General features: G+C 72.7%; 14 protein-coding genes. 7 read left to right on the top strand and 7 right to left on the bottom strand.

Annotated features, from left to right (window positions below):
* The first annotated feature begins 117 nt into the window (after nucleotides 1-117).
* From KYY02_RS11225 to KYY02_RS11235, 3 genes are all read left to right on the top strand, one after another.
* On the top strand, nucleotides 118-1,335 hold the full coding sequence (locus tag KYY02_RS11225) for a thiolase family protein (protein ID WP_371237675.1): 1,218 nt from the start codon (nucleotides 118-120) through the stop codon (nucleotides 1,333-1,335).
* Complete coding sequence (locus KYY02_RS11230) at nucleotides 1,332-3,461, top strand: 3-hydroxyacyl-CoA dehydrogenase NAD-binding domain-containing protein (protein WP_371237677.1); 2,130 nt, start codon at nucleotides 1,332-1,334, stop codon at nucleotides 3,459-3,461. Before KYY02_RS11225 ends, KYY02_RS11230 begins: the two co-directional genes overlap by 4 nt.
* 191 nt (nucleotides 3,462-3,652) lie before the next feature.
* The gene (locus KYY02_RS11235) at nucleotides 3,653-4,024 is read left to right on the top strand and encodes a PIN domain-containing protein (protein WP_371237681.1); all 372 of its coding nucleotides are present in this window, start codon (nucleotides 3,653-3,655) and stop codon (nucleotides 4,022-4,024) included.
* Between the two features lie 22 nt (nucleotides 4,025-4,046).
* Here KYY02_RS11235 and KYY02_RS11240 read toward each other — a convergent pair whose 3' ends face one another.
* A complete protein-coding gene (locus KYY02_RS11240; RefSeq protein ID WP_371237683.1) occupies nucleotides 4,047-11,411 on the bottom strand; it encodes an SDR family NAD(P)-dependent oxidoreductase in 7,365 nt (2,454 codons plus the stop codon).
* A gap of 148 nt (nucleotides 11,412-11,559) precedes the next feature.
* On the opposite strand from KYY02_RS11240, the gene KYY02_RS11245 reads away from it, so the two are divergent.
* Genes KYY02_RS11245 through KYY02_RS11260 form a run of 4 tightly spaced genes read left to right on the top strand, consistent with a single transcriptional unit; the run spans nucleotide 11,560 to nucleotide 16,137 of the window.
* Nucleotides 11,560-12,588: a 3-oxoacyl-ACP synthase III family protein gene (locus tag KYY02_RS11245; protein ID WP_371237686.1), complete on the top strand. Its 1,029-nt coding sequence runs from the start codon at nucleotides 11,560-11,562 to the stop codon at nucleotides 12,586-12,588.
* The gene (locus tag KYY02_RS11250) at nucleotides 12,585-13,526 is read left to right on the top strand and encodes an alpha/beta fold hydrolase (RefSeq protein ID WP_371237687.1); all 942 of its coding nucleotides are present in this window, start codon (nucleotides 12,585-12,587) and stop codon (nucleotides 13,524-13,526) included. The genes KYY02_RS11245 and KYY02_RS11250 overlap by 4 nt, the downstream gene beginning before the upstream one ends.
* Nucleotides 13,523-15,100 (top strand): AMP-binding protein, encoded by a 1,578-nt coding sequence (locus KYY02_RS11255; RefSeq protein ID WP_371237688.1) that lies wholly within the window; start codon nucleotides 13,523-13,525, stop codon nucleotides 15,098-15,100. The genes KYY02_RS11250 and KYY02_RS11255 overlap by 4 nt, the downstream gene beginning before the upstream one ends.
* On the top strand, nucleotides 15,097-16,137 hold the full coding sequence (locus KYY02_RS11260; protein WP_371237689.1) for an NAD-dependent epimerase/dehydratase family protein: 1,041 nt from the start codon (nucleotides 15,097-15,099) through the stop codon (nucleotides 16,135-16,137). The genes KYY02_RS11255 and KYY02_RS11260 overlap by 4 nt, the downstream gene beginning before the upstream one ends.
* A gap of 222 nt (nucleotides 16,138-16,359) precedes the next feature.
* On the opposite strand, the gene KYY02_RS11265 is transcribed toward KYY02_RS11260, so the two are convergent.
* The 6 genes from KYY02_RS11265 to KYY02_RS11290 all read right to left on the bottom strand — a co-directional run bounded on the left by KYY02_RS11265 (nucleotide 16,360) and on the right by KYY02_RS11290 (nucleotide 24,965).
* Complete coding sequence (locus tag KYY02_RS11265) at nucleotides 16,360-17,886, bottom strand: amino acid permease (protein WP_371237691.1); 1,527 nt, start codon at nucleotides 17,884-17,886, stop codon at nucleotides 16,360-16,362.
* Nucleotides 17,887-18,017: 131 nt separating this feature from the next.
* Nucleotides 18,018-20,006 carry a 1-deoxy-D-xylulose-5-phosphate synthase gene (gene dxs / locus KYY02_RS11270; RefSeq protein WP_371237692.1) on the bottom strand — a complete coding sequence of 663 codons (1,989 nt, stop codon included), beginning with the start codon at nucleotides 20,004-20,006 and terminating at the stop codon, nucleotides 18,018-18,020.
* A gap of 250 nt (nucleotides 20,007-20,256) precedes the next feature.
* Nucleotides 20,257-21,549, bottom strand: a complete 1,293-nt coding sequence (locus KYY02_RS11275) for a sugar ABC transporter permease (protein WP_371237693.1) — start codon at nucleotides 21,547-21,549, stop codon at nucleotides 20,257-20,259.
* Nucleotides 21,546-22,337, bottom strand: a complete 792-nt coding sequence (locus KYY02_RS11280) for an ATP-binding cassette domain-containing protein (protein WP_371237695.1) — start codon at nucleotides 22,335-22,337, stop codon at nucleotides 21,546-21,548. The genes KYY02_RS11275 and KYY02_RS11280 overlap by 4 nt, the downstream gene beginning before the upstream one ends.
* Before the next feature lie 181 nt (nucleotides 22,338-22,518).
* Nucleotides 22,519-23,619, bottom strand: a complete 1,101-nt coding sequence (locus KYY02_RS11285) for a substrate-binding domain-containing protein (RefSeq protein ID WP_371237726.1) — start codon at nucleotides 23,617-23,619, stop codon at nucleotides 22,519-22,521.
* A 134-nt stretch (nucleotides 23,620-23,753) separates the two neighbouring features.
* Nucleotides 23,754-24,965 carry an ROK family transcriptional regulator gene (locus tag KYY02_RS11290; protein ID WP_371237696.1) on the bottom strand — a complete coding sequence of 404 codons (1,212 nt, stop codon included), beginning with the start codon at nucleotides 24,963-24,965 and terminating at the stop codon, nucleotides 23,754-23,756.
* Between the last annotated feature and the right edge of the window lie 72 nt (nucleotides 24,966-25,037).

A 25,037-nucleotide genomic window follows, 5' to 3' on the forward strand; every position in this document is an offset into this window, starting at 1 on the left:
CGGCCGACCGTGTGATGTTCGCCGCTCCGGGCGGCGGGACTGTGCAGTCACGTTACCCACAAGTAGCATGGCCCGTAAGCAAGCGCTCAGCATCCCGCACCCTGGAGGAGAGCCATCGTGCCTCGTACCGTCAGGGACGTCGTCTTCGTCGACGGCGTCCGTACCCCGTTCGGCAAGGCGGGCCCGAAGGGCATCTACCACGAGACCCGTGCCGACGACCTCGTCGTGAAGGCGATCCGGGAGCTGCTGCGCCGCAACCCCGGTCTCGACCCGAAGAGGATCGACGAGGTCGCCATCGCCGCGACCACGCAGATCGGCGACCAGGGCCTGACCATCGGCCGCACGGCCGGCATCCTCGCGGGCCTGCCCACCTCGGTCCCGGGCTACTCCATCGACCGCATGTGCGCCGGCGCCCTGACCGCCGTCACCACGGTGGCCGGCTCCGTCGCCTTCGGCGCCTACGACGTCGCCGTCGCGGGCGGCGTGGAGCACATGGGCCGCCACCCGATGGGCGAGGGCGTGGACCCGAACCCGCGCTTCGTGAGCGAGAAGCTGGTCGACGAGTCCGCCCTGTTCATGGGCATGACCGCGGAGAACCTGCACGACCGCTACCCGCGGATCACCAAGCTGCGCGCCGACGAGTACGCGGTCCGCTCCCAGGAGAAGGCCGCCAAGGCGTACGCCGACGGCAAGATCCAGGCCGACCTGGTGCCGGTCTCGGTGCGCCGCACCAACGAAGAGGCCGGCGAGACCGGCTGGGGCCTGGTCACCGCCGACGAGCCGATGCGTCCGGGCACCACCCTGGAGAACCTGGCGAACCTCAAGACGCCGTTCCGCGTGCACGGCCGGGTCACCGCCGGCAACGCGGCCGGCCTGAACGACGGCGCCACCGCCTCGGTCATCGCGAGCGAGGACTTCGCCCGCGAGAACGGCCTGCCCGTCAAGATGCGCCTGGTCTCCTACTCCTTCGCGGGCGTGGAGCCCGAGGTCATGGGCTACGGCCCGATCCCGGCCACGGAGAAGGCCCTGGCCCAGGCCGGCCTGTCCATCTCCGACATCGGTCTGTTCGAGATCAACGAGGCCTTCGCCGTCCAGGTCCTCGCCTTCCTGGACCACTACGGCATCGCCGACGACGACGCGCGCGTCAACCAGTACGGCGGCGCCATCGCCTTCGGCCACCCGCTGGCCTCCTCCGGCGTCCGTCTGATGACGCAGCTGGCCCGCCAGTTCGAGGAGCAGCGACACGTCCGCTACGGCCTGACCACCATGTGCGTCGGCTTCGGCATGGGCGCGACGGTCATCTGGGAGAACCCGCACTTCGAGGGGGACAAGTGAGCACCACCGCAGAGCTTCTGAAGGGTGCGGCCGAGCTGTTCCCCGGCGAGGTCGTCACCAGCGCGCACGTACGCCACTTCGACCTGCCGCTGGGGGCCGGGCGCTTCGCGCTCATCACCCTCGACAACGGCCACGACCATACCAAGCCGACCACCCTCGGCCCGCAGTCGCTGGCGAACATCGACGCCGCGATCGACCAGGTCGAGAAGGAGGCCGCGGACGGCGGGATCGTCGGCGTCGGCGTCACCGGCAAGCCGTTCGTCTTCGCGGTCGGCGCCGACCTCAAGGGCGTCGAGCTGCTGAAGCGGCACGAGGACGCGCTGGCCATCGGCAAGGGCGGCCACGACGTCTTCAAGCGGCTGTCGAAACTGGCCGTGCCGACCTTCGCGTACTACAACGGCGCCGCGATGGGCGGCGGCGTGGAGATCGGCCTGCACTGCACCTACCGCACGGTGTCGGCGGCCGTCCCGGCGTTCTCCCTGCCCGAGGTCTTCCTCGGCCTGGTCCCCGGCTGGGGCGGCTGCACCCTGCTGCCGAACCTGATCGGCGCCGAGAAGGCCGTCTCGGTCATCATCGAGAACAGCCTCAACCAGAACAAGCAGCTCAAGGGCGCGCAGGTCCACGAGCTCGGCATCGCGGACGCGATCTTCGAGGGCGCGGACTTCCTGGAGCAGTCGCTGATCTGGACCGCGGCCGTCCTCAAGGGCGAGATCGTCGTCGAGCGCCCGGTGATCGACCGCGGTGAGGCCTGGGAGCAGGCCGTCGCCAAGGGCCGCTCCGTCGCGGACGGCAAGGTGCACGGCGCCGCCCCGGCCGCCTACCGCGCCCTCGACATCATCGCCGCCGCCAGGAACGGCGACCTCCAGCAGGGCTACGACGCCGAGGACCAGGCGCTCGCCGACCTGATCATGGGCGGCGAACTGCGCTCCGGCATCTACGCGTTCAACCTGGTGCAGAAGCGCGGCAAGCGCCCGGCCGGCGCCCCGGACAAGTCGCTGGCCCGCCCGGTCACCAAGGTCGGCGTCGTCGGCGCCGGTCTGATGGCCTCGCAGCTGGCCCTGCTCTTCCTGCGCCGCCTGGAGGTGCCGGTCGTGCTGACCGACATCGACCAGGAGCGCGTCGACAAGGGCGTGGGTTACGTCCGCGCCGAGATCGACAAGCTGCTCGGCAAGGGCCGGATCAACCAGGACAAGGCCAACCGCCTCAAGGCGCTGGTCTCCGGCGTGCTGGACAAGGCCGAGGGCTTCGCGGACGCCGACTTCGTCATCGAGGCCGTCTTCGAGGAGATGGGCGTCAAGCAGAAGGTGTTCGCCGAGGTCGAGGCGGTCGCCCCGGCGCACGCGATCCTGGCGACGAACACCTCCTCCCTCTCCGTGACGGAGATGGCGTCGAAGCTGAGGCACCCCGAGCGGGTCGTCGGCTTCCACTTCTTCAACCCGGTCGCGGTCCTCCCGCTGCTCGAGATCGTCCGCGGCGAGCGGACCGACGACGCCGCGCTGGCCACGGCGTTCGGTGTCGCCAAGAAGCTGAGGAAGACCGCGGTGCTGGTCAAGGACGCCCCGGCGTTCGTGGTCAACCGCATCCTGACCCGCTTCATGGGCGAGATCCAGAACGTCATCGACGAGGGCACCCCGGTCGAGGTCGCGGAGAAGGCGGTGGAGCCGCTCGGCCTGCCGATGTCCCCGCTGGTCCTGCTGGAGCTGGTCGGCCCCGCGATCGGCCTGCACGTCTCGGAGACCCTGAACCGGGCCTTCCCGGACCGCTTCACGGTCTCCCCGAACCTCGCGGCCGTCGTCAAGGCGGGCAAGCGCGGCTTCTACGTCCACGACAGCGGCAAGCCCGAGCTGGACCCGGAGGTCGCCGCGCTGCTGGAGCAGGGCGACACCGTCCTCACCGAGGAGCAGGTGCGGACGCGGGTGCTGGACGCGGTGGCGCAGGAGATCGGCCTGATGCTCGACGAGGGCGTCGTCGCCGAGGCCCAGGACATCGACCTCTGCCTGATCACGGGCGCCGGCTGGCCCTTCCACCTGGGCGGCATCACGCCGTACCTGGACCGCGAGGGCGTCTCCGAGCGGGTGAACGGGAAGCGGTTCCTGGAGCCCGGGGTGGCTTCGGTTCCGGCGTGACGGTCGTACGCGGCTGAAGAGGGCCTCCGCCCCAGGCGGAGGCCCTGTCGTTTCCTGTCCTCGGCGAGCCCCGTCGTGGGAACGGCGTCGTCCGGCGGCAGGCGGCCGGCGCGGCAGCGGAGGAGCCGGTCGCCTCGCGCGAGGTGGTTCGCGGGGCACGGGCGGCGCGCCCCGCGTGGGACGCTGACCGTATGAACGACACCGCCGCCCTGCTCGTGATCGTCGACGCCGCGAACGTCGTCGGGTCGGTGCCCGACGGATGGTGGCGGGACCGCCGGGGCGCGGCGGAACGCCTGCGCGACCGGCTGGCCGCGGACGGCCTGCCCGGCCGTCCCGGTCCGGTGGAGATCGTCCTGGTGGTCGAGGGTGCGGCACGCGGGGTGGAGGGGGTGCCCGGGGTCCGTGTGGAGTCCGCCCCGGGCAGCGGCGACGACCACGTGGTCGCGCTGGTGGCCGGTGCGGGGGACCGCCCGGTCCTGGTCGTCACGGCCGACCGCGAGCTGCGCCGCAGGGTGGCCGCCCTGGGTGCGGAGGTCGCCGGTCCGCGGTCCGTGCCCCGCTGAGACCGGCGACGCCCGATGCCCTCTACGTGCCGGCGTGCAGGTCAAGCCGCTGGTGGATCAGGCGGGCGAAGTGGGCCAGGGTGCGCCCGGTGGCCAGGTCGGCCGGGCCGAGCCGGACGTCGAACAGATCCCGCGCCTGCACCAGGAACTGCATCCCCAGCAACGAGTCCAGCCCGAAGTCGGTGACGTTGAGCGTGGGTTCGAGGTCGGCCGGGTCGGCCTGCAGGACACCGGCGAGGAGCTGGGTGACCGTGTCGGTGATCCTGCGCACCGCCTCGTCCGCCGGGAGGTCCGCCAGCGCGTTCAGGAGCTCGTTGCGGGTGTCCGGGGAGGCCGCGGAGGACGCCGGGGCCAGCGGGGCGAGCCGGGGGGTGGCCAGGGCGGGCAGCAGATGACGTGCGGCTGCCCACCGGTAGCGGCCCGCTCCGGCGACGTCGGTGCCGGCGGCCAGGAGGTGGTCGGCGGTGGCCAGGACCTCGGCGGGGGTGAGCAGTTCGAGGCCGCGTCCGGCCATGGCGGCCTCCATGCCGCTGCGGGCGACATAGCCGGTTTCGCCGACCGGCCCCCAGGCCAGTGCCGTGCCCGCCCGGCCGGCACCGCGCCGGGCCCGGGTGAGGGCTTCCAGGTAGGCGTTGGCCGCCGCGTAGGCGGACTGGCCCGGGTTGCCGATGCCGGCGGAGACGGACGAGTAGGTGAGGAACAGGTCCGGGTCGCGGTCGGCGGTGAGGCGGTCCAGCAGGGCCGCGCCCGCCACCTTGGGCGCCAGTACGGCGGCGAACCGGTCGTCGGTGAGGTCGGCCAGCACCGCGTCGTCCATGTGCATCGCCGCGTGCACCACGCCGCGCAGGGGGTGCCCGGTGGCGTCGATGGCGTCGAGGACCCGGCGCAGCGCGGCTTCGTCGGTGACGTCGGCGGCGTGGGCGGTGACGTGCGCGCCGCGGTCGCCGAGTTCCCGCAGCAGGGCGGGCGCCCCGGGGGCGCCGGGTCCGCTGCGGGAGAGCAGGGCCAGGTGCCGGGCCCCGCGGTCGGCCAGCAGGCGGGCGGTGGCGGCGCCGAGCCCGCTCAGTCCACCGGTGATCAGGTAGGTGCCCTCGCCGTCGAGGCGGAGGGTGCCGGGTGCGGGTTCCACGGGGACGGGTTCGTCCAGCGGGTCGAAGGTGACGACGACCTTGCCGGTGTGCCGGGAGTGCTGCAGGAGGTGGAAGGCCTCGTCGACACGGGCGGCGGGGTAGACCGTGTGGGGCAGGGGCCGGTAGGCGCCGGAGAGGGCCTCCGCCTCGAAGTCCGCGAGAAGCCGGGAGGACGGCTCCGGGGATTCGATGACGGCGTCGAGGTTGAAGCCGATGAACGTGAGGCTGTGGTGGAAGGGGCGCAGGGTGATCGGGTTGTTGAGGAAGATGTCCTTCTTGCCGAGCTCGATGAAGCGGCCGTTGGGCCGCAACAGGTCCAGGCCCCGGGCGACGGCCTCGCCGCTGAGGCTGTTCACCACGACGTCCACCCCCCGGCCGCCGGTCAGCTCCCGCACGTGGGGGACGAAGTCCAGGCTGCGGGAGTCGAGCACGTGCTCGACTCCGAGCGTACGCAGCAGGTCCCGTTTGGTCTCCGTGCCGGCGGTGGCGATGACGCGGGCGCCCTGACGGCGGGCGCACTGCAGGACGGCCAGGCCCACCGCCCCGGCCCCGCCGTGCACCAGCACGGTCTCCCCGGCACCGAGGCGGGCCTGGTTGACCAGGGTCTGGTGGACGGTCAGGAAGGCGACGGGGAAGGTCGCCGCTTCCGTGAAGCTCATCCCGTCGGGGATGCGGAGGACGACGGTGGCGGGGGTCGTCGCGTGGGAGGCGAGGGCGGCGGGCACGATGCCGCAGACCCGGTCGCCCGGCTTCAGGCCCCGTACCCCCTCCCCCACGGCGCGTACGACGCCGGCGCCGTCGGTGCCCAGTCCGCGGCCGAGCGGGCTGTTCTCCACCGCCTCGGGCGGCAGCAGGCCGTTGGCTCGCATGGGGTCGCGGTAGTTCAGGGCCACGGCCCGCATCTCGAGGGCCACCTCGCCCGGCCCGGGCTCGGGGAGGCCGGTCTGCCGCCAGACCAGTCGCCGGCGCAGGCCGGGGTCGCGGGCTTCCAGGACGTACGGCGTGCCGGCGGGGGCGGGGGGCGGTTCGTCCGCCGGATGCTGGACCTGCCGGGGGACGAACCGGCCCCGGGCGGTCAGGACGATCTCGTCCTCCTGAGTGCTCGGGTCGTCGTCGGGGGCGAGGAGTTCTCCGGCCAGGCGGCGGGCGTCGGCGTCGGCGTCGGCGGTGCGGTGGCAGGACAGGCGTCGCAGGGCCAGGTCGGGACGCTCGTTGGCGAGACTGCGGCAGGCCGCCCAGACGGCGGCGTCGTCCGGATGGGGCGGCTGTTCCGGGACGGGGAAGAGGCCGGTCGGGCGTGTGACGAGCCATACCCGGGGGCTGGTACGGCCGCTGAGGCCCTCGCAGGCGGCGGCCAGGGAGCGCAGGAGGGCGGCGCGTCGGGTGGTCCGCGTGACGGTGTCGTGCGGGCCGGGTCCGGCGAGCAGCAGGACGACGTGCGGATCGGGGTCCGTGGGCAGGACCGCGCTCCAGGCGGCGGCCCCCTCCGGTGCGGTGACGACGGTGGCCTTCCCGAGGCGGGCGGCCAGGGCCCGCGCGGTCGGCGTCTCGGTGTCGTCCTCGACGGCGATCACCCAGGAGGTGCCGGCGACCGTCCGCGGCGGCTCGGCGTCCGGCCCGTGCTCGTGGTCCGCCGCGGCCAGGAGGACGGAACGGTCCTCGGGCCCGGTCTGTGTCACACCGGAGAAGCCGCACCGGTGCAGCAGCGGTGCCCACTGGTCGCGGGGAAGGATGCGGGAGGCGGGGCGCAGGGCGTGGTCGCCGCGCTCCCAGAAGTCGTTCGACGCGCCGGACAGCAGGGCCTGGAGCGGGGCGTGGTGCGGTTCGGTGGCCAGCAGGTGTCCGCCGGGGGCCAGCAGGGTGTGCAGCCGGCGCAGGGTCACGCCGAGGTCGGTGGTGGCGTGCAGGGCGTCGCCCGCCAGGACGAGGTCGAAGCCGCCCCGGGACAGGCCCTGGCCGATCAGGTCGGCGTTCGGGTCCAGGACGCGGCGGTCGACGAAGTCGTGGGCGGGGAAGCGGTGTTCGACGCGGGTGAGCACGCTTCCGGTGGTGGCCGTGCAGGTGTAGCGGGTCCGGTCGGCCGGCAGCACGGGGAGGGCCGCGGCCGTCAGGGCGGTGGTGGCCGCGCCGAACTCCAGGACGCGCAGCGGACGGTCGGCGGGCCAGCGGGCGACGATGTCACCGAGCAGCGCCTGCACCGAGCGGTGGGCGAAGCGGTGGGCCGGGTCCGTCTCGTGGAGTTGCTCGTGGGCGCTGTCCCCGGCCGGCAGGAGCTCGCGTGCGTCGGCGCGTCCCCGCACCACGTCGGGCAGCCGGCGCAGCTGCCGGTTGAGGAGCAGCGTCCGGGCGCCGTACGCGGGATGGTCCTCGACCAGGCCGCGCAGCAGCGCCTCGGCCCGGGTCTCCGCATCGGTCAGCCGCCAGGTCTCCCCCGCCGGCCGGGCGAGGCCGTGCTCGGCCAGCAGGGGCAGCATCAGCCGTACGAGCCGCCGGTGTCGGGGCTGCAGACCTCCGGCCACCAGGTCGCCCATCGAGAACGGGGCCGCGGGGTCGGTGAGAAGACCGCGCAGCGTCTCCGCCCAGCGGTGGGCGCCCGCCCGTTCGGCGGCGGCGGTGAACCGGCGGTGACCGCTGTCGTCCAGGGCGGCGCGTGCGGCGGTGACGCGCGGCTCGGCTGCGCGGGCCACCTCGGCGGGTGCGGGAAGCGGAGAGGACGCGGCAGCGGTTCCCGGACGGGGGGCGGCCCTCAGGAGGGTGCGCTGGACGGTCAGCGGAGTGCGCCCGGTCAGGTGGCTGCGACGGGTGCGGCAGCCGTCGATCTCGGCGGTGACCGTGCCGTCCGGGTCGGCGTAGGTGATGTCCCAGCACATCTCGTTGGCGCTGCGGCTGCGGCGCCGCAGGTGCACGACGCCGGTGGAGGCGGGGGTGCGCCACACGCGTACGGACCCGAACACGGTCGGCAGGAACGCGGCGGACTCCGTCTCCGCCCCGGCGAGGGCCACGGTGGCCTGCAGCGGCGCGTCGAGCAGGACCGGGTGGGCGGTGTAGGCGTCGGCGGGGTGCTCCAGCCGGTAGGTGAGCAGCACCTCCTCGTCGCCGGTGTCGATGCGGTCGATGAGCTGGAAGTCCGGCCCGCAGTTCAGTCCGATGCCGTGGCACGTCCGGTAGAAGTCGGGACCGTCGACGCGCCGGTCGCAGCGCGTCCGGAGCGCGGTGAGGTCGAGCGGGTCCGGTGCCGTGCCGAGCAGGGTGCGGACCTGGGCGCGCACGACGGGCAGGCACTCCCCGCCGTGTTCCTCGCGGACGCTGATGGTCACGGCGCCGTCGTCGGGGGTGACCGCGGTCTGCAGGGCGACCGGTGTCGGGTCCGGCCACGGCACGGACAGCGGGCGGCCGATCTCCAGGTGCCGTACCTCGACCGGGCGGTCCAGGGCCCGGCGGCCGGCGCTCAGGGTCATCTCCACGTAGGCGGCGGCCGGCATGAGGACGTCGTCCCCGATCCTGTGGTCGCCCAGCCAGGGCACCAGTTGCGGCTCGACGGTGCCGTGCCACACGGGGTGCGGGGCGGGCATCCGCTCGCCCACCAGCGGATGGTCCAGCAGGCCGCTGCCGCTGGTGTGCGGGACCAGGTCCTGCGCGGTGCCGTGCCAGTACCGTTCGCGCTGCCACGCGTAGGCGGGCAGGTCGGTCACCCGGCCGGGGCGGGGGAAGTGGTGCCGCCAGTCGGTGGCGGTGTCGGCGGCGAGTACGGCGGCGACGGCCGCCGCGGTCTCACGGAGGCCGTCTCCGTCGCGGTGCAGGGTGGGGACGCAGGTGGCGCCGGTGCGGCGCAGATAGGGGCGCAGCACCGGGTGCGGGCCGATCTCGACCAGGACGCCGGCGTGCTCGGCGGCGAGCCGGCCGGCCGCCTCGGCGAACCGGACGGGCTCACGGACGTTGCGCCACCAGTACTCGGCGTCGAGCTCGGGCCCGCTCAGTGGGGTGCCGGTGACGGTGGAGACGAACGGGACGCGGGCCCGGGCGGGTTCGAGCCCGTCGAGCGCGTCGAGCAGCGGCTGCCTGATGGGGTCCATGGCCCGGCTGTGGAAAGCGTAGTCCAGGTCCAGTTCGCGGAAGAAGACGCCGCGTCCGGTCAGTTCGGCACCCCAGGCCGCCAGTGCGTCGGCGTCCCCGGCGACGGTCACGTCACGGTCGCTGTTGATCCCGGCGATCTCCAACGCCCCGTCGTGGCGGATCAGTTCCTCGCGTGCCTGCGCCTCGGGCAGGCCGACGGCGGCCATGCGGCCCCGGCCCGCCGTGACGCCCTGGGCGCGGCTGCGCCCGGCGATCACCAGCGCCGCCTGTTCCAGGGTGAGGACCCCGGCGGCGTGGGCGGCGGCGACCTCGCCGACGCTGTGTCCGGTCACCGCCCGCGGGCGCACCCCGTGCGAGGCGAGCAGCGCCGTCAGGCCCGCCTGCACGGCGAACAAGGCCGGCTGGGCCACTTCCGTGCGCTGCCAGTTCCGGAGGGACGGGCGGACCAGTTCCTTGGTCACCGACCAGCCCAGGTGGGGTGCCAGGGCCGCGTCGGCCTCCTCGACGGCCCGGCGGAAGGCCGGTTCGCCCTCCAGCAGGTCGGCGGCCATGCCCGGCCACTGGGAGGCGTTGCCGGAGAACACGAACGCGATCCCGTCCCGCTCGCCCGTACGCACGAGGGCCCCGCGGGCGGGCTCCGCGGCCGTCAGCCGGTCCAGCTGTCGGGCGGCGTCCCGCGGATCGGCGGCCAGCACGGCGGCGCGGTGCGGGTGCGCGGTGCGCCGTACGGTACTGGTGTGGGCCAGGTCGTAGAACTCCCCGGGCTCCGTGTCCCGCAGTCGCTCCGCCATGCGGGCGGTCAGCTGCTTCAGCGCCTTGGAGGACCGCGCGGAGACGACCAGCGGCAGCGGGCGCCCGTCCGGCACCGGGCTCGGCCCGGTCCGCCGGGCGGCGGGCGGCAGGGTGACGACGGCGTGGGCGTTGGCCCCGCCGAAGCCGAAGGCGCTCACTCCGACGGCCGCCCGCTCCCTGGGGTCCAGCGGGACGGGTTCGACGGCCGGGGCCAGTCCCAGGCCGTCGAAGTCGATCCGGGGGTTGAGGGGGAGGGCGTGCAGGGACGCCGGCACCAGCCGGTGGCGCAGCACCAGGATCGCCTTGAGCAGGCCCGCCATCCCGGCGGCGGGTTCCAGGTGGCCGAGGTTCGTCTTCACCGAGCCGATCGGCAGCGGGCCGCCGCGGCGGCGCCGGCCCAGCGCCCGGCCGATGGCCTCGGCCTCCGCCGGATCACCGACCTGGGTGCCGGTGCCGTGGGCCTCGACGTAGACCAGGTCGTCCGCGTCGATCCCGGCCTCTGCGTAGACCGTGTGCAGCAGCGCCTCCTGGGCCTCGGCGCTGGGCACGATCATGCCGGTGCTGCGGCCGTCGGTGTTGTTGCCGGTGGCGGCCAGTACGGCGTGGACGCGGTCGCCGTCGGCCACCGCGTCCGCGAGGCGCTTGAGGACGAGCACCGCGCCGCCCTCCGCGCGGACGAAGCCGTCGGCGTCGGCGGAGAACGCCGCGCAGCGTCCGCGCCGCGACAGCATGCCGGCGTAGGAGAAGCCGGCGAAGGAGTAGGGGCTGGACAGCACGTTGACGCCGCCGACCAGGGCGACGCGGCCGGGGCCCTCGCGCAGGGTGCGGCAGGCCCGGTCCAGGGCGACCAGGGCGGAGGAGCAGGCCGTGTCGACGGCCATGCTCGGCCCGCGCAGGTCGAAGGCGTACGACATCCGGTTCGCCGTGATGGAGAGGGTGGCGCCGGGCATGGTGTGCGGACTCATGTGGTCCTGCATCATCGACAGGTTCACGCCGTAACCGGGGTCGGAGACGCCCACGTACACGCAGGTGTCCGATCCGGCCAGTGACTCGGCGGGGATGGCGGCGTCGTCCAGTGCCTCGGCGGCCATCTCCAGCAGCAACCGCTGCTGCGGGTCGATGTGCCGGGCCTCCGCGGGGGACATGCCGAAGTAGGCGGCGTCGAACGAGGCGACGTCCTCGAGGAAGCCCCCGGCGGCGGTGTAGCTGCGGCCGGGGCGCACGGTCCCCGGGTCGACCATGCGGTCGCGGGGCAGCCGGTCGGCGGGCATCTCGCCGACCATGTCGCGCCCGTCGCGCAACACGGACCACAGGCCGTCCAGATCGGTGATGCCTCCGGGGAGCCGGCAACCCACGCCCACCACCGCCACGGCCCGTTCATGCTGCTGCATCGCCAAGTCCCCGCTCTCTCACGCCGATTACTGGCCCTCGTGCGGATTGAAGGGGACAAGCGGCCGGGAATCCAGCGCACATCACTCGTTAGGGTGGAGAGCGCGATGTAATTGTCATTCCGGTCGGACGGCTGGCTACGGTGACGCGGTGCCCGAAGCCCTCCGTGCCCGTATCGCCGCCGTTTCCGCTCACCTTCCGTCCCGATACCGGACCCTGGACGAGATCCGCGTCAGGATCGCCGAGACGGGTGGCTACTCCCCGCCGCCCGGTCTGCTGGAGGATCTCACCGGAGTGCGCGGGGTCCATGTCCACGAGGACGGCGAGAACGCCTCCGACCTCGCCGTGGCGGCCGCCCGCAGCGCGCTCGACGAGGCCGGGCTGGAGATCGGCGGCGTGGACCTGCTGCTGTTCGCCTCGACCTCGCAGGACCTGATCGAACCCGCGACCGCCCACCTCGTGGCCACCAAACTGGGTGCCTCCTGCCCGGTGTTCGACGTCAAGAACGCCTGCAACAGCTTCCTCAACGGCATGGAGGTGGCCGCGTCGTTCATCGGGACCGGCCGCTACCGCACGGTCCTCATCGCCTGCGGCGAGTCCTCCACCCTGGCCACCCGCTGGCACCTCCCCGGCCGGGAGGACCTGCTCAGGGCCCTGCCCGGCTACACCGCCTCCGACGCCGGCGCCGCGATGGTGCTCACCGCCGGCCCCGCGGGCGACGGCGATCCCGGCATCCTGTCCCTGCGGTTCGTCAGCAACTCCGCCGCCTGGGAAGCCTGCACGGTGGCCGGCGGCGGGAGCATGCACCACCTCTCCGTCCACGACGACCACACCACCCTGCGGCTGAACGGGGACCTGCGGCAGAGCGCGCTCGACGTGCTCCCCCGGATCCTGGACACCGCCGGGGAGGGACTCCGGGCGGCGCAGGCCGGCGCCTTCTCCTTCATCGCCTTCCACCAGATCGCCATGCCGCAGTACCGCGAGGTGATCGACGCCTTCTCCCTCCCCGAGGACCGGTGCATGCCCGCGGTGGCCGAGCACGGGAACTGCGCGGCGGCCTCCCTCCCCCTGCAACTGGTCAAGGCGCGGGAGGCCGACCGCGTCGAGAGCGGGGACCTGGTGGCGATGATCGGCCTGGCCAGTGGTTTCAGCTTCGGTCTGGCGCTCGTCCGGTGGTGACCGAACGAGCCGGGCGGGCCCCGGCGCCGAACCCCGCCACGCTGGAACGGCTGATGCCGGGCTACCCCGCGCCCCGGCACTGGCGGCGGGTGCCGGTCACCGGACAGCACTACCTCGACCTCGGCTCCGGGCAGCCGGTGCTGTTCCTGCACGGCAACCCGTCGTGGAGCTACGTCTGGCGCGGACTGCTGCGCCGGCTCTCCCCGCACGCCCGCTGCCTGGCACCGGACCTGCCGGGCTTCGGACTGTCCCGGCACCTGCGGCCGGCGGACGGGGTCCCGGACCCCTACGAGGCCCAGCTGGAAGGCCTGGACGGCCTCCACCGCCACCTGGTGCGGGACGCGGGCCTGCCCGAGCGGGGCTGGACGTTCGTCCTGCACGACTGGGGCGGCCCGCTCGGTGCCGCCTGGGCGCTGCGCAACCCGGGGGTCGTGGCCCGGCTGGTCGTCTGCAACACCGTGGCCTTCCCCTTCCCGGACGGCTTCCGGCTGCCGGCCTCCCTGCGCTGGATCCGTGACCACCGGCCGGTCGCCGAACTCGTCCATGCCACCAACGCGTTCGCCCGCGTCGCCGTACGCGCCGGGGTCCACCGTCCGCTGCTCCGGGCCGAACGGCGGGCCTACCTGCGGCCCTACGCCCGCCGCGCGGAACGCCGGGCGGTCACCGACGCCGTGCGCGCGATCCCCCGCGGCCCCGCGGACCCCGCGTGGCGGCTGCTCGAACCCGCCGGCAGTGGGACGGACCTGACGGACCTGCCCCTGCTCGTCGGGTGGGGCATGCGCGATCCCGTCTTCACTCCGGACCTGCTGGCGGAGTGGACGCGCAGGTACCCCCACGCCGTCGTCCACCGCTTCCCCGACGCCGGGCACTTCGTGATGGAGGACGCCACGGCCGAACTGGGCGACCGCATCCACGACTTCCTCCAGGGAGCCCCATGACCACGACCACTGCGGACATCGCCGCGCTGCTGGAGGGGCGGCCCGACGCCGTCGCCCTCGTCGAAAGCCGCGGAGGAGCCTCCCGGACGACCCGTCGCGGCGAGCTGGTGCGACGCTGCCACCGCATCGCCCGGTCCCTGTACGACGCGGGGGTCCGGCCCGGCCACAAGGCCGTCGTGATGACCCGTGACGCCCACGACCTCACCGCCGTCTCGTACGCCCTCGTTCTCCTCGGCGCCGTGCCCGTGCTGATCGAACCGCGCGCCGAGGTGGGCCGCTGCCTTCGGGACGTCGCCCCGGACGTCTTCGTCGGAGAGCCGCTGGCCCACCTGGGGCGCCGGGCGCTGGGGTGGGGCCGCCCCCACGTCCGGACCGCCCTGGTCACCGGTCCCGCGCCGCTCCCCCTGGGACGGCGGCTGATCACCCGGACGCCGGCCGACGGCGCCCCGCTCCCGCACGTGCGGGAACCCGGCGGCGACGAACCGGCCCTCATCGCCTTCACCTCCGGTTCCACCGGACGGCCCAAGGGCGCCGAGTACCGCCGCACCACCCTGGCCGGGCAGCTCGACACGCTGACGGCGCTGATGGACCTCCGGCCCGACGACGTCCTCCTCGCCGGATTCCTGCCGGTCGCGCTGCTCGGTCCGCTGCTGGGTGTGACCACCGTCGTCCCGGCGGTGAACCACCTGGCCCCGGCCCGCACCTCGCCGGAGGAGCTCGTCGGGCCCCTTGTGGAACACCGGGTGAGCATCGTCCTGGCCTCCCCCGCCGTCCTCACCCTGATCGCCCGCCACTGCGCCCGCCACGGCGTCGCCCTGCCCTCGGTCCGGCAGGTCCTGTCCTTCGGCGCCCCGCTGCGCATCGGTCTCGCCGACGCCCTGCGCCGGGCCGTGCCGGAGGACGCCGAGATCCTCAGCGTCTACGGCGCCACGGAGTGCCTGCCCGTCTCCGCGATCGGCGACCACGACCTGCGCGCCTCGCGCGTCGCGCCGCCCGCCGGGCACGCGGGCACCTGTCTGGGCCGGCCGCTGCCCGGCATCCGCGCCCGGATCCTGGACGCCGACGCCACCGGGCTCGGCGAGATCGCCGTCGCCGGCCCCACCGTCAGCCCCGCCTACCACGCGCGTCCCGACGCCGACGCCGCCACCAAGAGCGACAGCGACCACGGTGTGCTGCACCGCACCGGAGACCTCGGCCGACTCGACGACGAGGGCCGGCTGTGGTTCCTCGGCCGCAAGGCCCACCTGGTCACCGGCGCCGGCTTCACCCTGGCCACCGAGGACGTCGAGGCGGCGGCGGACACCGCCCCCGGCGTCCGCCGCACCGCACTGGTCGGGGTCGGCCCGGCCGTGTGCCAGCTGCCCGTGCTGTGCGTGGAACCCCTGCCCTCCACTCCGCACGCCGCCGCCCTGGCAGCCGTGCGCGCCGTCCTGGAGGACCATCCGGACGGGCACCGCGTCGGCGCCCTGCTGATCCGTCCCGGCTTCCCCACCGACCCCCGGCACAACTCCAAGATCGACCGCATGCGGCTGGCCGGCTGGGCCGCGAAGCGCCTGCGCGGGAGGGTCCGGTGAAGGTACTGGTCACCGGTGGAAGCGGCTTCCTCGGCCTGGAGATCTGCCGACGGCTGAACGCACGCGGCGACACCGTCTCCTCCCTGGGCCGCCGCCCCAGCAGCGCACTGGAACGGCTGGGCGTCCACCAGCACCTGGGGGACCTCGCCGACGCCGACGCGGTCTCCCGCGCCGTCGCCGAGTGCGACGCCGTCGTCCACAACGCCGCCCTGGCCGGCGTCAGCGGACCACCGAGGCCCTACTGGGCCACCAATGTCGTCGGCACCCGCCATGTGATCGAGCAGTGCCGCGCCCACCGCGTGCGCACGCTCCTCTACACCTCGACCGCCAGCGTCGTCTTCCGGCCCGGCGGTCTGGAGGGCGTCACCGAGAGCCTTCCCGTCGCCCCCTGCCACCTGGCCGCCTACCCCGCCACCAAGGCCCGCGCCGAGGCCCTGGTACTGGCCGCCCACGGCCCAGAGCTGGCCACCGTCTCGCTGCGCCCCCACATCATCTGGGGGCCGGGCGACCCCCATTTCGCCCCCGCTCTCGCGCGCACCGTGCGGGCCGGCCTTCTGCCGATGCCCGGTGACGGCGGCAACCTCATCGACACCACCCATGTCCGTACCGCCGCCCACGCCCATCTGCTCGCCCTGGACCGGCTGCGGCGGTCACCGGAGACGGTGGGCGGCCGTGCCTACTTCATCGGCCAGGACGATCCGCGTCCACTGCGCGAGATCACCCGGCACTTCCTGCGGGCCGCCGGCATCGACGCCCGCTGGTGCGCCGTACCGCCCCGGCTCGCCACCGCCGGGGCGGCGGTCGGTGACGCCTTCCTCCGCGTGGTCCGCAGCACCCGTACCCACGCCCTGAGCCGCTTCCTGGTCGCGGAACTGCTGCACCCGCACCACTTCGACCTCACCGCGGCCCGCCGCGACCTCGGTTTCGAGCCACCGGTCGGATTCGACGCCGGTGTCGCGGAGCTCGCTCGCTCCACCCGGGACGACAGCGAGGAAGCACTGTGCCGGGCACCCACGACACCGTCCGTTCCCTCCTGACCGGCGTCTTCCGCGTCCCCGGGGACGAGATCCGGCCCGCGCTCACGCCGGAGCGACCGGGCCCGGCCGCCCTGGCCCCGACGGAGCCGGTGCTCGTCCCGCACGAGCGCTACGGCGTGAAGGTCGACAGCGCGTCCGCCTCCCGGGACACGCCCCTCCCGACCGGCTCGGCGACCGGGCGGAAGCGGTCGGCCGGAGCGGGGACGACGGGCCCGCTCCGGTTCAGCGGGAGCCGGGGCCGCCGGGCGGTCCGAGGGGCGTCCCGGGTTCCGTCTCCTCACCCCGGGCCAGACGGCTGTGGGTGCGGCTGTAGAGGAAGTAGACGACGACGCCGATCGCCATCCAGACGCCGAAGCGGATCCATGTCTCGGCGGGCAGGTTCAGCATCAGCCACAGGGAGGCGGCGACCGACACGATCGGCAGGACGGGCACCCAGGGGGTGCGGAACGACCGGTGCAGGTCGGGCCGGGTCCTGCGGAGGACGACCACGCTGATCGCGACGATCACGAAGGCGAACAGGGTGCCGATGTTCACCAGCGCGGCGAGCTCGTTCAGCGGGGTGAAGCCCGCGAGGACCGCGATGAGGACGCCGAGCAGGATGGTCGGCCGGTGCGGGGTCTTGAACCGGGGGTGGACCCGGGAGAAGAACCTCGGCAGCAGTCCGTCACGGCTCATCGCGAAGAAGACCCGGGTCTGGCCGAGCAGCAGGATCATGCAGACGGTGGTCAGGCCGACGGCGGCGCCGAAGCTGATGAAGCCCGCGAACCAGGGATGCCCGGTGGCCTTGAAGGCGTCGGCCAGCGGGGCGTCCACGGACAGCTCGCTGTAGTGCTGCATGCCGGTGACGACGAGCGACACCAGGACGTAGAGCACGGTGCAGATGAACAGGGAGCCGAGGATGCCGCGGGGCATGTCGCGCTGCGGGTTCCTGGTCTCCTCGGCGGCCGTGGCGACGATGTCGAAGCCGATGAAGGCGAAGAACACCACCGAGGCGGCGGTGAAGATGCCCATCACGCCGAAGTTGGCCGGGGCCCAGCCGAACATCAGCTGGATGAGCGGGGCGTCGAGGCTCTGGCCCGCGGGCACCGGCTTCGCGTCCGGGACGAACGGGTCGTAGTTGTCGGCGGTGATGAAGAAGGCGCCGGCGATGATCACCACGAGGACCACGGTCACCTTGATGGCGACGACGACCGAGGTGACGCGGGCGGACAGCTTCATGCCGAGGACGAGGATGCCGGTGAGGGCCAGCACCAGGGCGGCGGCGAGGATGTCGAACCCGAAGACGTCGGAGCCCTCGCGGCTGCCCAGCGCCGCGGGCATCTCCCAGCCCGCGTTGGCCATCAGCGACTGGATGTAGCCCGACCAGCCGACGGCCACCACCGCCGTGCCGAGCGCGAACTCCAGGACCAGGTCCCAGCCGATGATCCAGGCAGGCAGCTCGCCCAGGGAGGCGTACGAGAAGGTGTAGGCGGAACCCGCCACCGGGACGGTGGAGGCGAACTCGGCGTAACAGAGCGCGGCGAGCGCGCAGACGACACCGGCCACGGCGAAGGCCAGGGCGGTGGCCGGCCCGGCGTTGTCCTTGGCGACCGTACCGGTGAGGACGAAGATGCCGGTGCCGATGATGACACCGACGCCGAAGACGGTCAGGTCCAGCGCGGAGAGGGACTTCCTGAGCGCGTGCTCGGGTTCCTCGGTGTCGCGGATGGACTGCTCCACTTTCTTCGTCCGGAAGAGCGGGCTTGTCACGGGTACCTCCCACGCTTGTCGTCCTCGACATGATCGAGAGGGGGCGTAGCTGGTATGCCCCGGCGCGGGCGCGTTCACGCAGACGGGCCGCGCGCGCCACTCCTCACAGTGGCACGGGCGGCCCGTCCGGGCTACGGGTGGGACGCGGGCCGGTCGCGGGCCGGCCCCGCCGAGTCGACCGCGTCCGCGGCGGACCGCTCGGCAGGGGTCCCCCCGCGCGGGCGGAGCCGGGAGTGGGGGATGCCGTCGAGCTTCGCCACCAGGCCGGTGACCTGGCGGGCGATGTCGGGGGCGGTCAGCCCGATCTCGGTCATGACCTCGGTGCGGGAGGCGTGGTCGAGGAAGCGGGGCGGGATGCCGAAGTCGCGCAGCGGCACGTCCACGCCGGCGTCCCGCAGGGCCTGGGCGATCGTGGAGCCGACGCCGCCGACGCGCGAGTTGTCCTCGACGGTGACGACCACGCGGTGCTTCTCGGCGAGCGGGGCCATGGCCTCGTCGACGGGCTTGACCCAGCGCGGGTCGACGACGGTGGTGGAGATGCCCTGCCGGTCGAGCAGGGCGGCGATCTCCAGGCACATCGGCGCGAGGGCGCCCACGGAGACCAGCAGCACGTCGGGGGCGTCGGTGCCGGGCTCGCACAGGACGTCCATGCCGCCGACGCGGCCCACGGCGGGCACGGCGGGGCCGACGGCGCCCTTGGAGAAGCGCACCACGGTGGGGGCGTCCTCGACGGCGACGGCCTCGCGCAGCTGGGCGCGCACCTGGTCGGCGTCGCGCGGGGCGGCGAGCCGCAGCCCGGGGACGACCTGGAGGATCGACATGTCCCACATGCCGTTGTGGGAGGCGCCGTCGGTGCCGGTGACGCCGGCCCGGTCGAGCACGAACGTCACGCCGCACTTGTGCAGGGCCACGTCCATGAGCACCTGGTCGAAGGCGCGGTTGAGGAAGGTGGCGTACACGGCGAAGACGGGGTGCACCCCGGCGTGGGCGAGGCCGGCCGCGGAGACGGCGCCGTGCTGCTCGGCGATGCCGACGTCGTAGACCCGGTCGGGGAAGCGCTTGGCGAACCTGTCGAGGCCGACCGGCTGGAGCATGGCCGCGGTGATGGCGACGACGTCCTCGCGCTCCTCGCCGAGCCTGACCATCTCCTCGCCGAAGACGGAGGTCCAGTCGGCGCCGGAGCTGGCGATCGGCAGGCCCGTGTCGGGGTGGATCCTGCCGACGGCGTGGAAGCGGTCGGCCTCGTCCTGGAGGGCGGGCTGGTAGCCGCGGCCCTTCTCGGTGAGGCAGTGCACGATCACCGGGCCGCCGAACCGCTTGGCGCGGACCAGGGCGGACTCCAGGGCCTCGATGTCGTGGCCGTCGATGGGGCCGACGTACTTCAGGCCGAGGTCCTCGAACATGCCCTGCGGGGCGATGAAGTCCTTCAGGCCCTTCTTGGCGCCGTGCAGGGTGTCGTAGAGGGCCTGGCCGACGACCGGGGTGCGCTCCAGGAGGTCCTTGGTGCGGGTCAGGAAGCGCTCGTAGCCGTCGGTGGTGCGCAGGGTCGCCAGGTGGTTGGCGAGGCCGCCGATGGTGGGCGAGTAGGAGCGCTCGTTGTCGTTGACGACGATGACCAGCGGGCGGTCCTTGGCGTCGGCGATGTTGTTCAGCGCCTCCCAGGCCATGCCGCCGGTGAGCGCGCCGTCGCCGATGACCGCGACGACGTGGCTGTCGTCGCGCTTCATGATCTGGTTGGCCTTGGCGATGCCGTCGGCCCAGCCGAGGACGGTGGAGGCGTGGCTGTTCTCGATGACGTCGTGCTCGGACTCGGCCTGCGAGGGGTAGCCGGACAGGCCGCCCTTCATCTTCAGCCTGGAGAAGTCCTGCCGGCCGGTCAGCAGTTTGTGGACGTACGACTGGTGGCCGGTGTCCCAGAGCACCTTGTCCTTCGGCGACTCGAAGACCCGGTGCAGGGCGATGGTGAGCTCCACCACGCCGAGGTTGGGGCCGAGGTGGCCGCCGGTCTTGGAGACCGCGTCGACGAGGAAGGTCCGGATCTCCCCGGCCAGCTGGTCGAGCTCCTCCAGGGTGAGCCGGTCCAGATCGCGCGGTCCCCTGATGCGGGTCAGCAGCGGCACCCGTGCCTCCTTGCAGTAGAGCTGATCGAGCTGTTGCCGGGCGGGTCGAGTCTAATGTTCCGCTCCGCCGTACGGACCCCGGGCCGTGCGTCGTGCATCACCCGGTCAGCGGTACCCACGAACAACGCGACCGTGCCCGGCACCTATGAGGTGCCGGGCACGGTCGTCCCCTCGAGGGGCGCGGGGCTCCGCCGGTGTGCGGCTCCGCCGCGTGGGCACGACCGACCAGCGCGCGCCCGCGGCGAAGCGGCTACGCGCGCCCGGCCGTCTTCTGCGTCTTGCGGGTGACCGCGTCGATGACGACAGTGGCGAGCAGCACGCCACCGGTGATCATGTACTGCACCGGGGAGGCGATGCCCTCCAGGGCGAGTCCGTACTGGATCGAGACGATGACCATCACACCGAGCAGCGCGTCCCACGTGCGACCGCGGCCGCCGAAGAGCGACGTACCGCCGATGACTGCGGCGGCGATGACGTTCATCAGGAACTCACCGGTACCGGCGCCCTGGTTGGCGGAGGCGATCTTCGAAGCGACGAACAGGCCGCCGATCGCGGCGAACGTACCGGCGATCGCGAATACCGAGATCCGGATCAGCTCCACGTTGATACCGGCACGGCGGGACGCCTCGACGCTGCCGCCGAGCGCGAACACCTTGCGGCCGTAGGAGGTGCGGCGCAGCACGAAGTCCGTGAGGACCAGGAAGGCCAGGAAGATCACCACGGCCAGCGGCAGGCCCTTGTACTGGTTGAAGACGATCGCGACGGCGAAGGCCAGGACCGCGAGCAGCACGGTCCGCACGATGATCTCGTTCAGCGGGCGGGACGGCACACCGGCGGCCTCGCGGCGGCGGTTGTCGAAGAAGGCGGCGAGGAAGTACGCCGCGGTCGCGACTGTCGCCAGACCGTAGGCGGCGGCCACATCGGTGAAGTAGTAGCTGGTCAGCTTGACGACCAGGCCGTCGGCGTCCAGGTTGATGGTGCCGTTGTCGCCCAGGACCTGGAGCATGAAGCCCTGCCAGAACAGCAGGCCGGCGAGGGTCACGGCGAAGGCCGGCACGCCGATCCGGGCGAAGATGAGGCCGTGGATCGCTCCGGCGACCGTGCCGGTGAGGATCGCCAGCACCAGGGCCAGGATCTCGTTCATCCCGTGCGTGATGTTCAGCACCGCGAAGGTGGCGCCCGCGACACCGCTGACCGAGCCGACCGACAGGTCGATCTCGCCGAGCAGCAGGACGAAGACTATGCCGACGGCGATCAGGCCCGTGCCGACCATGGCCACGGACATGTCGGAGAAGTTGCCGGCGGTGAGGAAGTTGGAGTTCAGGCTGGTGAAGATGGCCCAGATGATCAGCAGGCCGACCACGACGGGGATGGAGCCGAGGTCACCGGCCTTCATCTTCCGCTTGAACTCGTTGAGGTAACCCGCGAAGCCCTGTTCGCGCACCAGCAGCCGGGGGTCGACCGCGGTGACGGTCGCGGAGGACGCCTCGGGGTTCTCGGCGGCGTGGTCCTCGGTGAGGGTGGAGGTCTTTTCGGTGCTCACTTCTTGATCTCCCCATTGGTGCGCGCCGCACGACGGGTCACGGCGTTGTCCGTGGCGCCCGTGATGGCGGAGATGATCTCTTCCTGCGAGGTCGACTTGACCTCGAAGACGCCGTTGTTGCGCCCGAGGCGCAGGACGGCGACCTTGTCCGCCACGGCCTTCACATCGGCCATGTTGTGGCTGATGAGGATGACCGCGTGGCCGCGCTCGCGCAGCCGCTCGACGAGGTCGAGGACCTGGGCGGTCTGCTCGACGCCGAGGGCGGCGGTGGGCTCGTCCAGGATCACCAGCTTGGGCTCGCCGAGCATGGACCGGGCGATGGCCACGACCTGGCGCTGACCGCCGGAGAGGGAGGCGATCGGGATCCGGACGCTGGGGATGCGGATCGACAGGGTGTCGAGGAGCTCGCGGGAGCGGCGCTCCATCTCCACCTCGTCCAGGACTCCGCGCCTGCGGATCTCCCGGCCCAGGTAGAGGTTGCCGACGACATCGATGTTGTCGCACAGCGCGAGGTCCTGGTAGACCGTCGCGATGCCCAGGTTCTGGGCGTCGTGCGGCTTGCTGATCTGGACGGTCCTGCCGTCCCACTCGATGGATCCCTCGTCGATGGGATGCACGCCGGCGATCGTCTTGACCAGCGTGGACTTTCCGGCGCCGTTGTCGCCCACCAGGGCGACCACTTCACCGGCGTGGACCTCAAGCTCTACGTCGGTGAGCGCCTGGACGGCACCGAAACGCTTGGAGACCCCGCGCAACGCCAGCACGGGCGTAGCGGACACGTGAACCATCTCCTTCGCCGCCTGACCCGGCGGGAGGTTGTGCAGAAGATTTGGGGGGTGTTCCGTCCGGCGCCCCGCGTAGCTTGCGGGGCTGATGTGTGCGGAGCGCCGGCGGAGCGCGTGGCAGTCGGTCCCGTGCGGGGAGTCCGGGTCACGGACTCGCCGGTTCGTCACGGGAGTTGGGGACTGCTTACTTGAGGCCGATCTTGTCGCAGGCGGCCTTGTACTTGCCCGCGCAGATCTCCTCGACGGTGTAGACGCCGTCCTTGACCACGGTGTCGCCGATGTTCTCCTGGGTCAGCGACACGACCGGGACGAGCACCGAGGGGACGCCCTTGGTGGTCGGGCTGTCGACCTTGTCCTTGGCGACGGAGTCCAGCGGCTTGCCCTGGGCGAGCGCGACGGCCATCTCCGCGGCGGCGTCGGCCTCCGGGGCGTACGGCTTGTAGACGCTCATGTACTGCTCACCGGTGACGATGCGCTGCACGCCCGCGAGTTCGGCGTCCTGGCCGGTGACCGGGACGTCGTCGATGCCGGCGGCCTTCAGGGCGGTGATGATGCCGCCCGCCATGCCGTCGTTGGCGGAGTAGACGCCGACGATCTTGTCCTTGCCGAGGGCGGAGATGGCGCCCTCCATGTTGGCGTTGGCGTTCTCCGGCTTCCACTCCTTGGTGTCGTACTCGCGGCCGATCTTCACCTTGCCGTCGAGGGCGGAGTGCGCGCCCTTCTTGAACTGGGCGGCGTTCGGGTCGGTGGAGGACCCGTTCATCATGACGATCTGGCCGTCCTTGGCCTTGTCGCCCAGCGCCTCCAGCAGGGCCTCGCCCTGGGTCTTGCCGACGGTCACGTTGTCGAACGAGGTGTAGGCGTCGATCGGCCCCTCGGCGAGACGGTCGTAGGCCACGACCGGGATGCCGGCGTCCTTGGCCTTCTTCACCGAGCCGGCGATGGCCTTGGCGTCGACCGCGTCGATGATGAGGACGTCCACCTTGTTGGTGATCATCGTCTCGACCTGCTGGTTCTGCAGGCTGGCGTCCTGCTTGGCGTTGTTGTAGACAACCTCGCCCTTGTTGTTCGTGAGCTCCTTGACCTTCTTCTCGATCAAGGGCTTGTCGAACTTCTCGTACCGCGCGGTCTGGTTCTCCGGCAGCAGCAGGCCGACCTTGATGTCATCGCCCTTGGCGGCGGAGTCGCCTGAGTCCTTCTTGTCACCCGACTCCGCAGCGCTGCCACAAGCGGCGAGCGAGACGGCCATCGCACCGGCGACGACGGCAAAGGCGGCACGACGCATACGCGTGTTCACTTCTACAAACCTCCCTGACGAGGCCGCGTCGTTGCGGCCGAGGTGGCTGGAAGTCAACTCGGCCACACGTGCGACGTCAAGAAGTAAATCCTTAACGAGATGGCAACGGTGCCATCCGTTCTCTAAGTGAAGGCAGGAGTGGCCTCGGTGAGCGACCCGGTCGCGGTGCCGTCCAAAAGGGTCGAATCGCCCATCTCGCTCAGTGCGAGGGCGAGCGCTCCGAGCACCTCGGCACGGCCGCCGAGCGCCCCGGGGAGAACGGACAGTTGACGTGCCGCACTGGGGATCGCGTAGCGGCCGACGGACTCCCGGATCGGCCCGAGCACCAGCTCGCCGGCCTCGGCGAGATCACCGCCGAGGACCACCCGGCTCGGGTTCAGCAGGTTGCAGAGATTGGCGACTCCGCTGCCGATGTGGCGGCCGACGTCGGCTACCACCCTACGGCAGCCGGGGTCCCCGTCCCGCGCCAGCCGTACGACGCCCTCCATCGTCAGGCCGGTGCCGTGACTGGGCTGGAGCAGCGGGAGCACGTAGCGCGCGGCCGTGAAGGTCTCCAGGCAGCCGCGGTTGCCGCAGCGGCAGACGGGGCCGGACTCGTCGAGGGTGATGTGTCCGATCTCACCCGCGGTGCCGCCCGGGCCGCGGTAGATCTTCCCGCTGATCACCAGGCCGGCGCCGACACCGCTGGCGACCTTGATGTACGCCAGGTCGCGCACGCCCCGGCCGCTCCCCCAGACCATCTCGCCGAGGGCGCCGAGGTTGGCGTCGTTGTCCACGTGCACCGGCACGCCGAGCCGCCCCCGCAGCTCCTCGGCGGGCTTGGTGCCGGTCCAGCCGGGCAGGATCGCGGTCGAGCCCAGGGTCCCGGACTCCACGTCGATCGGCCCCGGCACGCCGAGGCCCACGCCCGCGACCTTGGACGGATCCACCCCGGTCGCCTCGATCAGCCGTTTGACCAGCTGTTCCGCCCGGTCGAGGCCCTGTGCCGAGGAGGCGTCCACGTCCAGTGGCTCGGACTCCTCGGCCAGCACCTGATGGGCGAGGTTCCCGACCGCGACCCGCAGGTGGGTGTGCCCGAAGTCGACCCCGACGACGATCCCGGCGTCCCCGCTCAACGAGACGCTGCGCGCCCGGCGTCCGCCCGCCGAGGTGGGCGTGACCTCGACCGTTCCGCCGTCCTTCAGCTCCCGGACGATGTTGGAGACCGTGGCCGCGGACAGGCCGGTCGTCCTCGCGATCTCTGCCTGGGTGAGGGAGCCCGCAAGACGTACTGCTCGGACGACCCGCTCCAGGTTGGCTCGGTGCAGCGACGACTGCGACCCCGGAGTCTCCACGACGACCTCCTGCGCGCGGGGGCCGCTTCGGCGAGGCCCCTCTCATGTCCAACTAGTGAACTCTAAGATGAG

It is taken from the genome of Streptomyces pimonensis (assembly GCF_041380215.1).
Classification (GTDB): Bacteria; Actinomycetota; Actinomycetes; order Streptomycetales; family Streptomycetaceae; genus Streptomyces; species Streptomyces pimonensis.